The 13,221-nt window shown below is 61.5% G+C and carries 10 protein-coding genes; 6 read left to right on the top strand and 4 right to left on the bottom strand.

Features of this window, described 5'->3' with window-relative positions:
* The first annotated feature begins 40 nt into the window (after window positions 1-40).
* Window positions 41-2,230, top strand: coding sequence for a patatin-like phospholipase family protein (locus tag J3D60_RS12855; RefSeq protein ID WP_253491645.1), 2,190 nt, complete (start codon window positions 41-43; stop codon window positions 2,228-2,230).
* 20 nt (window positions 2,231-2,250) lie between these two features.
* On the opposite strand, the gene J3D60_RS12860 is transcribed toward J3D60_RS12855, so the two are convergent.
* Together J3D60_RS12860 and recQ are read right to left on the bottom strand one after the other, a co-directional pair.
* Window positions 2,251-2,685, bottom strand: coding sequence for a MarR family transcriptional regulator (locus J3D60_RS12860; protein ID WP_027603824.1), 435 nt, complete (start codon window positions 2,683-2,685; stop codon window positions 2,251-2,253).
* 121 nt (window positions 2,686-2,806) lie between these two features.
* Window positions 2,807-4,933, bottom strand: coding sequence for a DNA helicase RecQ (gene recQ, locus J3D60_RS12865; RefSeq protein ID WP_065940582.1), 2,127 nt, complete (start codon window positions 4,931-4,933; stop codon window positions 2,807-2,809).
* A 279-nt stretch (window positions 4,934-5,212) separates the two neighbouring features.
* On the opposite strand from recQ, the gene J3D60_RS12870 reads away from it, so the two are divergent.
* The 3 genes from J3D60_RS12870 to J3D60_RS12880 all read left to right on the top strand — a co-directional run bounded on the left by J3D60_RS12870 (window position 5,213) and on the right by J3D60_RS12880 (window position 9,794).
* Window positions 5,213-5,800 carry a YecA family protein gene (locus tag J3D60_RS12870; protein WP_027603822.1) on the top strand — a complete coding sequence of 196 codons (588 nt, stop codon included), beginning with the start codon at window positions 5,213-5,215 and terminating at the stop codon, window positions 5,798-5,800.
* Window positions 5,801-5,820: 20 nt separating this feature from the next.
* Window positions 5,821-6,204 (top strand): YbaN family protein, encoded by a 384-nt coding sequence (locus tag J3D60_RS12875; protein WP_027603821.1) that lies wholly within the window; start codon window positions 5,821-5,823, stop codon window positions 6,202-6,204.
* A 119-nt stretch (window positions 6,205-6,323) separates the two neighbouring features.
* Window positions 6,324-9,794: a PAS domain-containing hybrid sensor histidine kinase/response regulator gene (locus tag J3D60_RS12880; RefSeq protein WP_065940583.1), complete on the top strand. Its 3,471-nt coding sequence runs from the start codon at window positions 6,324-6,326 to the stop codon at window positions 9,792-9,794.
* Window positions 9,795-9,856: 62 nt separating this feature from the next.
* Here the strand turns inward: J3D60_RS12880 and rmuC are convergent, their stop codons facing one another.
* Together rmuC and J3D60_RS12890 are read right to left on the bottom strand one after the other, a co-directional pair.
* The gene (gene rmuC / locus J3D60_RS12885) at window positions 9,857-11,221 is read right to left on the bottom strand and encodes a DNA recombination protein RmuC (protein WP_253493999.1); all 1,365 of its coding nucleotides are present in this window, start codon (window positions 11,219-11,221) and stop codon (window positions 9,857-9,859) included.
* A 175-nt stretch (window positions 11,222-11,396) separates the two neighbouring features.
* Entirely contained in the window at window positions 11,397-11,720 is a 324-nt protein-coding gene (locus J3D60_RS12890) for a hypothetical protein (protein ID WP_043293316.1), read from the bottom strand.
* A 457-nt stretch (window positions 11,721-12,177) separates the two neighbouring features.
* Between J3D60_RS12890 and J3D60_RS12895 the strand changes: the two genes are divergently transcribed.
* On the top strand, window positions 12,178-12,483 hold the full coding sequence (locus J3D60_RS12895; protein WP_141155709.1) for a hypothetical protein: 306 nt from the start codon (window positions 12,178-12,180) through the stop codon (window positions 12,481-12,483).
* A 444-nt stretch (window positions 12,484-12,927) separates the two neighbouring features.
* Window positions 12,928-13,149 (top strand): hypothetical protein, encoded by a 222-nt coding sequence (locus tag J3D60_RS12900; protein WP_010563939.1) that lies wholly within the window; start codon window positions 12,928-12,930, stop codon window positions 13,147-13,149.
* The last annotated feature ends 72 nt before the right edge of the window (window positions 13,150-13,221 follow it).

Below are 13,221 nucleotides of genomic sequence, written 5' to 3' on the forward strand. Positions count from 1 at the left end.
CTATAATACCGGCCTTTATCGCCCAGCCTCGAGATTCATGATGCGCCGCCTGTTGTCCTGCCTGTTCCTGTGCCTGCTCCCGCTTCTTGCCGACGCCGTAGAAACGCCCCGCCCCAAAATCGGCCTGGTGCTGTCCGGCGGTGCCGCCCGAGGCCTGGCCCATATCGGCGTGCTCAAGGCCCTGGAGGAACAGGGTATTCACATCGACGCGATTGCCGGCACCAGCATGGGCGCGGTGATTGGCGGGCTGTATGCCTCGGGCTACAAGATCGATGAACTGGAAAAACTGGCCCTGGGCATCGACTGGCAACAGGCGCTGTCCGACGCACCGCCACGGGAAGACGTGCCGTTTCGACGCAAGCAGGATGACCGGGATTTCCTGGTCAAGCAGAAACTCAGCTTCCGCGATGACGGCAGCCTCGGCCTGCCCCTTGGCGTGATCCAGGGCCAGAACCTGGCGCTGTTGCTGGAAAGCATGTTCGCCCATACCAGCAACACGCGTAATTTCGATAAGCTGCCGATCCCCTTTCGCGCCGTGGCCACCGACATCACCACCGGCGAGAAAGTGGTGTTCAGCAAGGGCCACCTGCCCCAGGTGATCCGCGCGAGCATGTCGATCCCGGCCGTGTTCGCGCCGGTGGAGCTGGATGGCCGCCTGCTGGTGGATGGCGGCATGACCGATAACATCCCACTGGATGTGGCGCGTGAGATGGGCGTGGACATCGCCATCGTGGTCGACATCGGCACCCCGCTGCGTTCACGCAAGCAACTGGCAACGGTGGTGGACGTGCTCAACCAGTCCATCACCCTGATGACCCGGCGCAACTCCGAAGAACAACTCAAGGCCCTGCAGCCCAGGGACGTCCTGATCCAGCCGCCGCTGGCCGCCTATGGCGTGACGGATTTCGGCCGCGCCAAGGACATGATCGATGCCGGCTACCGCGCCACCCGCGCCCTCGACGTTCGCCTGGCCCATTTGCGCCCCGCCGAGCCGATCGACCCGCAACTGGTGGCCGCGCGCACGCCGGGCGAACGCACCCCGGTGATCACCGCGATCAAGGTGGAGAACGACTCGAAGGTCAGCGACGACGTGATCCGCTACTACATCCGCCAACCGCTGGGCCAACCGCTGGAACTTGGCCGCCTGCAGACCGACATGGGCACCCTGTATGGCCTGGATTACTTCGAGCAGGTGCAATACCGCGTGGTGAAAAAGGGCCAGGACAACACCTTGGTGATCAGCGCGCGCGGCAAACGCAGCGGCACCGACTACCTGCGCCTGGGCCTGAGCCTGTCGGACGACATGCGCGGCGACAGCGCCTTCAACCTTGGCGCCAGCTACCGCATGAACGGCATCAATCGCCTGGGTGCCGAATGGCTGACGCGGGTGCAGATCGGTGATCGGCAGGAGCTTTACAGCGAGTTCTACCAGCCGATGGATACCGGTTCGCGCTACTTTGTCGCGCCGTATATCAGCGCCCAGGCACAGAACGTCGAGCTGATCCTGGACAACGACCCCATCTCCGAATACCGCCTGGAACGCTACGGTTTCGGCCTCAACGTGGGGCGGCAGATCGGCAACAGCGGCGAGATCCGCTTCGGTGTCGGCGAGGCCTGGGGCAAGGCGGATGTGCGCATCGGCGACCGCGACCTGCCAAGTGTGAGCTTCAGCGAAGGCTTCTATGAACTGAAGTATTCCTTCGACTCCCTGGATAACGTGTACTTCCCCCACAGCGGCGAGGACATTGGCCTGGCGTTTCGCGAATTCGAACCGGGGTTGGGCTCGGACCAGCGCTATCGACAATGGGAGTTCAAGCTGGACAAGGCCATGAGCCATGGTCCGGACACCCTGGTACTGGGCGGGCGCTACGGGCGCACCCTGGATGATTCGGACGTGGTGATTTCCAGCTTCCTGCTGGGCGGTGCGCGGCAGTTGTCGGGCTTTCGCCAGGATGCGATTTCCGGGCAGAACATCAGCCTGATGCGCGCGGTGTACTACCGCCGGCTGACACCGCGCTCCTACCTGCCGCTGGATTTCCCGCTGTACCTGGGCGCGTCCCTGGAACGCGGCCGGGCGTGGAACAACGACAATGAGTTCGACAGCGGCTATATCAACGCCGCGAGTATTTTCCTCGGGTTTGATACGCCGCTGGGGCCGCTGAATTTCAGCTATGGGTTCAACGATGATAATCAGAAGGCGGTGTACCTGAACCTCGGGCAAACCTTCTAACCCTTGCTACGGGGCTCGGATCAGGACTTTTCCAGGTTTGCCAGGATGTGCCCATGCACCCGCATGCAGACACGCATATCTTCTTCGTCAATGCCCACAAACAGCTCGTGACGCAACGCCGTGGCGATAGTCTCGATCTGCTCGATCAACGGCTTGGCGGTGTCACACAGCAGGATGCGCTTGGCGCGACGGTCCTCCACCACGGCTTGGCGTTGCACCAGGCCCTGGCCTTCGAGGCTGTCGAGCAACCGGGCCAGGGTCGGCCCTTCTACGCCGACGCTTTGCGCCAACTCACGCTGCGTGGGGGCCTCCTCAAAACGGGCCAGGTGCAGCAGCACCAGCCAGCGCGCCTGGGACAGGCCCAGCCCGGCCAAACGGCGGTCGAGCTCGGCGCGCCAACCTCGGGACATTTGCGCCAGCTGCATGCCAAAACGGTGTTGATCGGTTAACGGCATAAAAAACTCATGTTTTAGACTGAAAATAAAGTATGGCTAATTATTAGTCAGCTAAGCATGAGCCATGTCACTAGGCAAGAGTTGCTATGTACTGATTCGTTACATTGTCGTAATTGGCACACTAAATTTCGAATTCAGACTGCAAAGCGGCCCGCACGCAGTACAAAACCCCTTCAGGAACACGCCCGGTAAACAGCGGTGCAATCTCCGCAACCGGTGGCAATTCGCCTTCTCCGTCCAGGAATGCATCCTGGATTTCGCCGAGCAAATCTTCCGGCAAATCAAGGGCCTGCTCCAATGACAACTGCTGCTTGCCGATGGCTTCGGCCAGCAAGGTGTAGACGTTTTTCTCCGTGCATTGCAACTGGCCGGCGATCTGGATCGGGGTCATGCCGGCGCGGGCCAGGCTGATCAGTTCATGGCGAATATCGGCGATTTCCTTCGGCGCTTCGGCCTGGCCACCAAGCACTTCAAGGAATGCCTGGCCGTAGCGCTCCAGCTTACGCGCACCGACGCCGCTGACCCGGGCCATTTCGGCCATGGTGGTGGGCTGCTCGCGCAGCATTTCCAGCAAGGTGGAGTCGGGAAAAATAACGTACGGCGGCACGCTGTGTTCCTGGGCCAGTTTGCGTCGCAGGGTCCGCAGGGCTTCCCACTGTTCGCGCTCCTCACCCCGTACAAGCTGGCTGGCCTGGCTGGTGCTGGTCTTGGCGGTGGTTTGCGGCTTGAGGTCGCGACGCAGCTCCAGGCTCACCTCGCCCTTGAGCAGCGGCCGGCAGCTGTCGTTCAGACGCAGGCCGCCATACCCTTCGATGTCGATGTCCACCAGGCCGCGCGCGACCATCTGCCGGAACAGCGAACGCCACTCGCCCTCGGCACGGGCCTTGCCGACGCCGTAGACCGAGAGTTTCTCGTGGCCGAAGCTGCGTACTTTTTCGTTGTCCTTGCCCTGCAATACATCCACCAGATGACCGACGCCATAACGCTGGCCGGTGCGGTAGATCGTCGACAGCGCCTGGCGCGCGGGCTCGGTGGCGTCCCAGGTCTGTACACCATCGATGCAGTTATCGCAGTGGCCGCACGGCTGCGGCATGTCCTCGTCGAAGTAGGCCAGCAAGGTCTGGCGGCGGCAGCGGGTCTCTTCACACAACGAGAGCATCGCGTCGAGCTTGTGCTGCTCCAGGCGCTTGTGGCGCTCATCGCCTTCGGAGTTCTGCAGCATCTGCTTGAGCATCACCACGTCCTGCAGGCCGTAGACCATCCAGGCATCCGCCGGCAGGCCATCACGGCCGGCACGCCCGGTCTCCTGGTAATAGGCCTCGAGGGACTTGGGCAGGTCCATATGGGCCACGAAGCGCACGTTGGATTTGTCGATGCCCATGCCGAACGCGATGGTGGCCACCATGATCAGGCCTTCCTCGTTGAGGAAGCGTTTCTGGTGGGCAGCGCGCGTTTCGTTGGGCAGGCCGGCGTGGTACGGCAGCGCGGGGTAGCCCTGCTCGCAGAGGAACGCAGCCACTTCATCGACCTTCTTGCGCGACAGACAATAGACAATGCCCGCATCGCTGCGCCGCTCGGAAAGGAATGCCAGCAACTGCTTGCGCGGCTGCTCCTTGGGTACGATGCGGTAGAAAATATTCGGCCGGTCGAAACTCGACAGGAACCGCTCGGCGTCCTGCAGGTGCAGGCGCTCGACGATTTCTTCACGGGTGCGCTTGTCGGCCGTGGCGGTCAGGGCGATGCGCGGGACGTCCGGAAACAGCTCCGCCAGTTGACCGAGCTGCAAATATTCGCGGCGGAAATCGTGCCCCCATTGCGATACGCAGTGGGCTTCGTCGATGGCGAACAGGGCAATTTCCAGGCTCTGCAAAAACGCCAGCATGCGCGGCTGCACCAGGCGCTCAGGTGCCAGGTAAAGCATCTTCACTTCACCGCGCTTGATCCGCGCGGCCAGGTCGCGTTGCTGCTCGGCACTGAGGGTGGAGTTCAAGGCGGCGGCAGCGACGCCAAGTTCTTCCAGGGTCGCAACCTGGTCGTCCATCAACGCGATCAGGGGCGACACCACCACTGCCAGCCCGTTGCGCAACAACGCCGGCACCTGGAAGCACAACGACTTGCCACCACCGGTAGGCATCAGGACCAGGGCATCACCGCCCTTGGCCACGCGCTCAATGATCGCACCCTGGCGGCCACGAAAACTGTCGTAGCCGAAGATGTCCTTGAGGACGCGTTGAGCCTGATCGAGCATGTATAACTCCAACAAAATAGTGCCGAAATCCCTCTGTACAGGCTGGTCGAAAAAATACGGGCTCACGGAAAATAATCCGTAAGCGAAGTTTTCTCGACCTGGCGCTTGGCCTGCTGGGGCATCACAAAACGCGGCAGTATACCCGAGCGTCATCCGGCAAAGGGCGCCGCTGACGAATTGCAGCCCGTCTCTAAAACCTGGCAAATATGCATGCCGACTGGCTTGGGCGCGCAAGAAAGCCTAGAATTCAGCATCGTTTATTCCCAAGGTAGTCCTTCAATGTCCTTCGCTGAGCAACTAACCCGCCTGCAAGCCTTCCTCGACGCCGATGAGCTGCATGACGAGGCGCTGGACTACGTGGCCGCCCACGGCTACCTGACCGCCCTGTCGATCTGCTCCGAGGTCGTTCCCGACCGTGAATGGATCGACGCACTGTTCGCCGAAGAGCCGCACTACGCCGACGCCGCCCAGCGCGAAGAAATCGAATCCACCCTGCTGGCCCTCAAGGCCCACATCTCGCGCCAACTGGCCTCCGATGAAGAGTTCGAGTTGCCGTGCGAGCTGGACCTGGGCGAAGAGCCGGACGACTCCGACCTGCGCGGCTGGTGCATCGGCTTCATGGAAGGTGTGTTCCTGCGTGAAGCCGCCTGGTTCGAAACCGCCGAGGAAGAAGTCAGCGAAATGCTCTTGCCGATCATGGTCGGTTCGGGGTTGTTCGAAGAAGAAGCTGAATTTTCCGACATCGCCGCCGACGCCAACCTGATGGACGACATGATCGTACAGATCCCGGAAGCCCTGACCGCCCTGTACCTGCTGTGCAACGCCCCTGACGAAAAACCGGCGATCCTCAAGCCACGCCACCACTGAGTCGCTTGCCCGTGACACCCATGGGCAATCGCTCGCTGCTCCTGCGCTACGTGCTGCTGGCCATCGGCTGGCTGAGCGTAGCGTTGGGAGTGATCGGTATTTTCCTGCCGGTATTGCCGACCACCCCCTTCCTCCTGCTCGCCGCCGCCTGCTTCGCTCGAAGCTCCCCGCGTTTCTACCAGTGGCTGGTGGAACACCCGCGCCTGGGCCCCTGGATTCGTGACTACCTGGACGGCAACGGCATCCCGCTCAAGGGCAAGGTCTACGCCATCGGCCTGATGTGGCTGAGTATCGGTTTTTCCTGTTACCTGGTGCCGTTGCCATGGGCCCGCGGGTTCATGCTGACCAGTGCCGTACTGGTGACAATCTACATCCTGCGCCAGAAAACCCTGCCACCGCGCTGAGCGCCAACTGCGACATTAGATCCCACACGACCTTGGTCGACACTGACTAACCCCAGGCATCATGCGAGACTGTCCAACCGGGCCTGGAATGCCTGGGTGTTCTCATGCTCGGAGTTACCATGACGCTGTCCAGCGGGCTGATCGCCGCCGTTGCCCTGGCCTATATGGCCATTATGTTTGCCATCGCCTTCTACGGTGACCGCCGCCATGCGCCGCTGCCGCCGCGCATGCGTGCCTGGGTCTATAGCCTGTCGCTGGCCGTCTACTGCACCAGCTGGACCTTCTTCGGCGCCGTAGGCCAGGCCGCCGAACAGCTGTGGGCGTTTCTACCGATCTACCTGGGACCGGTACTGTTGCTGGTGTTGGCACCCTGGGTCCTGCAGAAGATGATCCTGATCAGCAAGCAGGAAAACATCACCTCCATCGCCGACTTCATCGCCGCACGCTATGGCAAATCCCAGTCCCTGGCAGTGGTGGTCGCGCTGATCTGCCTGGTGGGCGTGCTGCCTTATATCGCCCTGCAACTCAAAGGCATTGTGCTGGGGGTCAACCTGCTGATTGGCGCAGGTGCCGACACCACCGGCACCCGCGCGCAAGACACCGCCTTGATCGTGTCCCTGGTGCTGGCGCTGTTCACCATTGTGTTCGGTACCCGCAACCTCGACGCCACCGAACACCACCGCGGCATGGTGCTGGCGATTGCGTTTGAATCGTTGGTGAAGCTGTTCGCCTTTCTCGCGGTCGGGGCGTTTGTGACCTACGGCCTGTACGACGGTTTCGGCGACCTGTTCAGCCAGGCGATGCTCGCGCCACGCCTGGAGGAATACTGGAAGGAAACCATCAACTGGCCGTCGATGGTGGTGCAGACCGGCGTCGCCATGATGGCGATCATCTGCTTGCCCCGGCAGTTCCATGTGACGGTCGTGGAGAACATCGACCCCCAGGATCTGCGCCTGGCCAAGTGGGTGTTTCCGGCCTACCTGATCCTCGCCGCGCTGTTTGTCGTGCCGATCGCCTTGGGCGGCAAGATGATGCTGCCCGGCTCAGTGCTGCCGGACTCCTACGTGATCAGCCTGCCCATGGCCGAGGCTCACCCGGCCCTCGCCGTGCTGGCGTTTATCGGCGGTGCGTCGGCGGCCACCGGCATGGTGATCGTGGCGAGCATCGCCTTGTCGACCATGGTCTCCAACGACATGCTGCTGCCCTGGCTGCTGCGCCGCTCCAGCGCCGAGCGGCCGTTCGAAGTGTTCCGCCACTGGATGCTGTCGGTGCGCCGGGTCAGCATCGTGATCATCCTGCTGCTGGCGTATGTCAGCTACCGCCTGCTGGGCTCCACCGCGAGCCTGGCGACCATCGGCCAGATCGCGTTTGCCGCGGTGACTCAACTGGCCCCGGCCATGCTGGGCGCACTGTATTGGAAGCAAGCCAACCGACGCGGTGTGTTTGCGGGACTGGCGGCGGGTACGTTCCTGTGGTTCTACACCTTGGTCCTGCCGGTTACCGCGAAAAGCCTGGGTTGGTCCCTCGCCATTTTCCCGGGGCTGACGTGGATGCATTCGCACCCGCTCGGTTTGTCCGTCACCTCACTGACCCTGGGCACCGTGTTCTCCCTGGCGGGTAACTTCACGCTGTTCGTGTGGGTGTCGATGCTATCGCGCACACGTGTGTCGGAACACTGGCAAGCCGGGCGCTTTATCGGCCAGGAAATCAGCCAGCGCGCCAATGCCCGCTCGATGCTGTCGGTACAGATCAGCGACCTGCTCAGCCTGGCCGCGCGGTTTGTCGGCGAAGAACGGGCCCAGCAGAGTTTTATCCGCTTCGCCTATCGCCAGGGCAAAGGCTTTAACCCCAACCAGAATGCCGACAACGACTGGATCGCCCACACCGAGCGATTGCTGGCCGGCGTACTCGGCGCATCCTCGACCCGGGCCGTGGTGAAAGCGGCGATCGAAGGGCGGGAAATGCAGCTGGAAGACGTGGTACGCATCGCCGACGAAGCGTCCGAAGTGCTGCAATTCAATCGCGCGTTGCTGCAGGGCGCTATCGAGAACATCACCCAGGGCATCAGTGTGGTGGACCAGTCCCTCAAGCTGGTGGCCTGGAACCGGCGTTACCTGGAGTTGTTCAATTACCCGGACGGGCTGATCAGCGTAGGCCGACCGATTGCCGACATCATCCGCTACAACGCCGAGCGCGGCCTGTGCGGGCCGGGGGAAGCCGAGGTTCACGTGGCGCGCCGCCTGCACTGGATGCGCCAGGGCCGCGCGCACACCTCAGAGCGGCTGTTCCCGAATGGGCGGGTGATCGAGCTGATCGGCAACCCGATGCCCGGCGGCGGCTTCGTCATGAGCTTCACCGACATTACCGCGTTCCGCGAGGCCGAGCAGGCACTCACCGAGGCCAACGAAGGCCTCGAGCAACGGGTGACCGAGCGCACCCACGAACTGTCGCAGCTCAATGTGGCGCTCACCGATGCCAAGGGCGTTGCCGAGTCCGCCAGCCAGTCAAAGACGCGCTTCCTCGCGGCCGTCAGCCATGACCTGATGCAACCGCTGAACGCCGCCCGCCTGTTCTCCGCCGCCCTTTCCCACCAGAACGACGGCCTGTCCAGCGAAGCCCGGCAACTGGTACAGCACCTGGACAGCTCGCTGCGTTCGGCCGAAGACCTGATCAGCGACCTGCTGGATATCTCGCGCCTGGAAAACGGCAAGATCAACCCGCAGCGCCAGCCCTTTGTGCTCAACGAACTGTTCGACACCCTCGGCGCGGAATTCAAGGCCCTGGCCCAGGAACAAGGCCTGCGTTTTCGCCTGCGCGGCAGCCGCTTGCGCGTGGACAGTGACATCAAGTTGCTGCGACGGATCCTGCAGAATTTCCTGACTAACGCTTTCCGGTATGCCGACGGCCCGGTGCTGCTGGGCGTACGCCGGCGCAAGGGCGAGCTGTGCCTGGAAGTCTGGGACCGTGGCCCTGGTATCCCGCTGGATAAACAGAAGGTGATCTTCGAAGAGTTCAAGCGCCTGGACAGCCACCAGACCCGCGCCGAGAAAGGCCTGGGCCTGGGCCTGGCGATTGCCGACGGCCTGTGCCGGGTGCTGGGCCATCGCTTGAGCGTACGTTCCTGGCCGGGCAAGGGCAGCGTGTTCAGCGTGCGTGTGCCGCTGGCACGCAACCAGGCCAGCCCGCAGGCCAAGCCTACCCAGGAGAACGGCCTGCCGTTAAGCGGCGCGCAAGTGCTCTGCGTGGATAACGAAGAGAGCATCCTGATCGGTATGCGCAGCCTGCTGACACGCTGGGGCTGTGAAGTGTGGACCGCCACCGACCAGGCGCAATGTGCGGCGCTGCTGGAGCAAGGCGTACGCCCGCAACTGGCGCTGGTGGATTACCACCTCGACCACGGCGAGACCGGCACCGAGCTCATGGGCTGGCTGCGGGCGCAAATGGCTGAGCCGATTCCCGGTGTGGTCATCAGTGCCGACGGCCGCCCGGAGATGGTGGCAGAGGTGCACGCGGCAGGGCTGGATTACCTCGCCAAACCGGTGAAACCCGCCGCGCTGCGGGCGTTGCTGAGTCGACACTTACCGCTGTAAACCGGACCTACTCAGTCAAAATTGGGGAGGGGACTTACCCCCTTCCACCTTTCGGATTGTGTTTATTCGGGCAGGTGCGCGACGCCGTCGGCGTCGGTCATCGCCCGCTCCAGCAAATCCGCCGGCAGGCTTTTGCTGGCACGCGCACCGAGCAACTTTAATTGCTCGGTGCGACTGACCAAGTTTCCGCGCCCATCCGTCAGCTTGTTTCGCGCAGCGCTGTAAGCCTTGTCCAATTGCTGTAGACGATTGCCCACTTCGTCCAGGTCCTGGATAAACAGCACGAACTTGTCGTACAGCCACCCGGCGCGTTCGGCGATTTCGCGGGCGTTCTGGCTTTGACGCTCTTGCTTCCAGAGACTGTCGATCACCCGCAGGGTGGCGAGCAGCGTCGTTGGGCTGACGATCACGATATGCCGGTCGAAAGCCTCTTGGAACAGATTCGGTTCGGCCTGCAAGGCCGCGGAAAAAGCGGCTTCGATCGGCACGAACAACAACACGAAATCCAGGCTGTGCAAACCTTCCAGGCGTTTGTAATCCTTGCCGGCCAAACCTTTGACGTGATTGCGCAGCGACAGTACGTGCTGCTTCAAGGCTGCCTGGCCGATCACCTCATCATCCGCTGCGACATACTGCTGGTACGCGGTCAGGCTGACCTTGGAATCCACCACCACCTGCTTGTCGCCCGGCAACATGATCAGTACATCCGGCTGGAAACGCTCGCCGTCCGGCCCCTTGAGGCTGACCTGGGTCTGGTACTCGCGGCCCTTCTCCAGGCCGGCGTGTTCCAGCACCCGTTCGAGGATCAACTCACCCCAATTGCCCTGGGTTTTCTGGCCCTTGAGGGCGCGGGTCAAGTTGGTGGCTTCGTCTGACAGACGCAGGTTCAACTGCTGCAGGCGTTCAAGCTCCTTGGCCAGGGAAAAGCGCTCGCGGGCCTCGTTCTGATAGCTCTCTTCCACGCGTTTTTCGAAGGACTGGATGCGTTCCTTCAAGGGGTCGAGCAACTGGCCAAGGCGCTCCTGGCTGGTCTCGGCAAAGCGCTGCTCACGCTCATCGAAGATCTTGCCGGCCAGCTCCGCGAATTGCGCACGCAACTCGTCCCGCGAGCCCTGCAGGTCGGCGAGGCGCTGCTGATGGCTTTCCTGCTGTTCGCGCAGTTCGGCGCGCAAGGCGGCCGACAATGCATCAAGGCGGCGCAATTCAGTTTCCTTGGCGCTGCGGTCAAGGTTCCAGGCGTGGGCGGCGTCACGGGCGTTGTCGCGGTCGATCTGCAACAGCTCGACCTCGCGGCGCACTGCAGCCAGGTCCGCTTGCTTGGCGGCGTTGGCCTGGCTCAGATCGCTGATTTCATCGCGGCTGGCATCCAATTGAGCGACGAGGCCTTCCTGGGCCAGTTGCGCAGTGGCCAGGCGCTCTTCGAGCAGTTCCCAGCCGGTGGTCCGCGCGGTCAACCGCCGTTGAAGCTGCCAGCACACCGCCAATAAAGGCACTGCGGCGCCAGCCAGGCCCAGGGCAATACTGGTCCAGTCAAAAACCATAGCCATTTCTGCCATCACCGAAAAGGAGCAAGGTTAACCAAGCGTAGAGCGTGAGGACAGCTCAGTCTTCGACCTGACCCAGTTCCCGTTGGGCGCGGCGGTCACCGGCACGGGCGGCCAGGCGCAGCAGATCGTGGCCGATGCGGCGGTCGCGGGCGTTGCCGCACTCGCGGCACATCAATTGGCCCAGACGGCTTTGCGCAGCCACTACGCCCTCACGGGCCGGCTGCTTGAGCAAGCGCCCGGCGAAGTGTTTGACGTTGGTGCTATGCCCCAGGCGTGGGCTGTCGAGCAACCACAGGGCGACTTTCAAGGAAAAACGCTTGGGTGCGGTAACAGTCTGGGGGGTGTCGGTAACAGAAGGTGATACTGAGCGAAACTTCATAAAGCACTGTGGGACAGAACGGAAGGCGCGCCACTCTACTCTTTTTTTCGCACAGGTAAAGCTGAAAAAACCCGGCACGCCCGTTCTAGAGCAAGCGCTGGGGACAATCCACAGAAGCTGTGGATAACTCAGTGGACAACCATCCTTTAACTCGCGCAAAGGCCCATGGAACGGGGCCCGCAGTCAAACTGACGATTTTTTCACCAATAAAAAAAAGCCAGATTTTTCATTGACTTAAATTTCCATTGCAGGCAAATGGCGGCCCTGTCCAGCGATTGACAGCCTGGTTACACACGCCGCAACTAATGTGCACAAGTACCGATCCGATGGTTATATCCCCGGCTTTTTTTGAAGCGATAGCCTTCAAAAATGTTACCGCCGAGGCAAAGCAGGGACTTTTCAAATCTTTTCCCGCTCGCCACACTGCCCGACGGACAACACAACGCTGAGTGGGCCGATGAAAGGAATTCTGTTATTTGCCGTGTTGTTACTGGCCATCTGTGCCATTTCATTAGGGATCAATGTCGCGCTGCCATCCCCGGATGGGGCGTTGTTTGCCATCGCCATCCTGCTATCGGCCGCGTTCACCGCCGTGAGCTTGTGCATCGAGCTGGGTGAAGGCCGTATCGACGACATGGGCGATGTGATGAAGATGGTCGAGACCGGCCAATCCTTGCGCCTGACCCTGGCCGCCTATGGATTGGGTTGTTCCCTCGCCGCCGCCGTCACGGTGCTGGTGTACCGTGGCCTGCTGGGCGGCTGATTGAAGTTTTTTGACTAGCACGCTTCCATTGCCTGTTTCAATCCGTTACTATCCGCAGCGTTAGTACCAAGCTGAAAGTCAATTCTGGTCGAACAACTCCCCTGAACAACACGGGATCGACCACCTCGATGGTTTCCAGGTATCACTTGCGACGACACTGCCTTTGAACAAGCAAAGGGTGCCGCGAAGTTTTCATACTCTGACCGAACCAACCTGCAAATTGATCAGGATCTTCACCCCGGGCCCAGAACCTTTGCCCTTGTTGTGTCGCCTGCCCTCCTAAGTACCTACCTGCCAGCCCAAGCGCGCCTAACTTAATCAGCGCTTCAAACTGGCTGCTTTGTTCCAGTCGGGTTCTTCGTTCGATCAATGGTGATCAACGTTACTGGAACGTTTTAACGTTGCACGGTTCTTATCCGTGTCATTTGTAGGAACACCAATAATATGTCCGCTATCCACACTCAGGATGCCATTCGCACCCTCACCAACGCTTTTGCCCCAATGAACTGCCTGATCATGGCCGCTCGCAAAGGCTGCTTCAGCTTCACCCTGGTCAACGAACACGGCATCGCCCGTCACAGCGAACGCCTGTACCCCGATCAATACTCCAGCGCTGAACCGCTGCAGGCCGTGATCGAGCGTACCCGTCAGGCACTGGTTGCCTGATCGACCCGAGTCGCTGAAACACAAAAAACCCTGTTTAAAACACAGGGTTTTTTATTGCCCGTCATTCTTGCC

This window comes from Pseudomonas sp. S3E17 (assembly GCF_024168685.1).
Lineage (GTDB): Bacteria > Pseudomonadota > Gammaproteobacteria > Pseudomonadales > Pseudomonadaceae > Aquipseudomonas > Aquipseudomonas marginalis.

Bases quoted from the DNA above. Each gene is read 5' to 3' on its own strand.
- J3D60_RS12875 (WP_027603821.1), top strand. From the start codon at position 5,821: ATGGGCAATCGCTCGCTGCTCCTGCGCTACGTGCTGCTGGCCATCGGC.
- J3D60_RS12880 (WP_065940583.1), top strand. From the start codon at position 6,324: ATGACGCTGTCCAGCGGGCTGATCGCCGCCGTTGCCCTGGCCTATATG.
- J3D60_RS12890 (WP_043293316.1), bottom strand. From the start codon at position 11,720: ATGAAGTTTCGCTCAGTATCACCTTCTGTTACCGACACCCCCCAGACT.
- J3D60_RS12860 (WP_027603824.1), bottom strand. From the start codon at position 2,685: ATGCCGTTAACCGATCAACACCGTTTTGGCATGCAGCTGGCGCAAATG.
- J3D60_RS12855 (WP_253491645.1), top strand. From the start codon at position 41: ATGCGCCGCCTGTTGTCCTGCCTGTTCCTGTGCCTGCTCCCGCTTCTT.
- J3D60_RS12900 (WP_010563939.1), top strand. From the start codon at position 12,928: ATGTCCGCTATCCACACTCAGGATGCCATTCGCACCCTCACCAACGCT.
- J3D60_RS12895 (WP_141155709.1), top strand. From the start codon at position 12,178: ATGAAAGGAATTCTGTTATTTGCCGTGTTGTTACTGGCCATCTGTGCC.
- J3D60_RS12870 (WP_027603822.1), top strand. From the start codon at position 5,213: ATGTCCTTCGCTGAGCAACTAACCCGCCTGCAAGCCTTCCTCGACGCC.
- recQ (WP_065940582.1), bottom strand. From the start codon at position 4,933: ATGCTCGATCAGGCTCAACGCGTCCTCAAGGACATCTTCGGCTACGAC.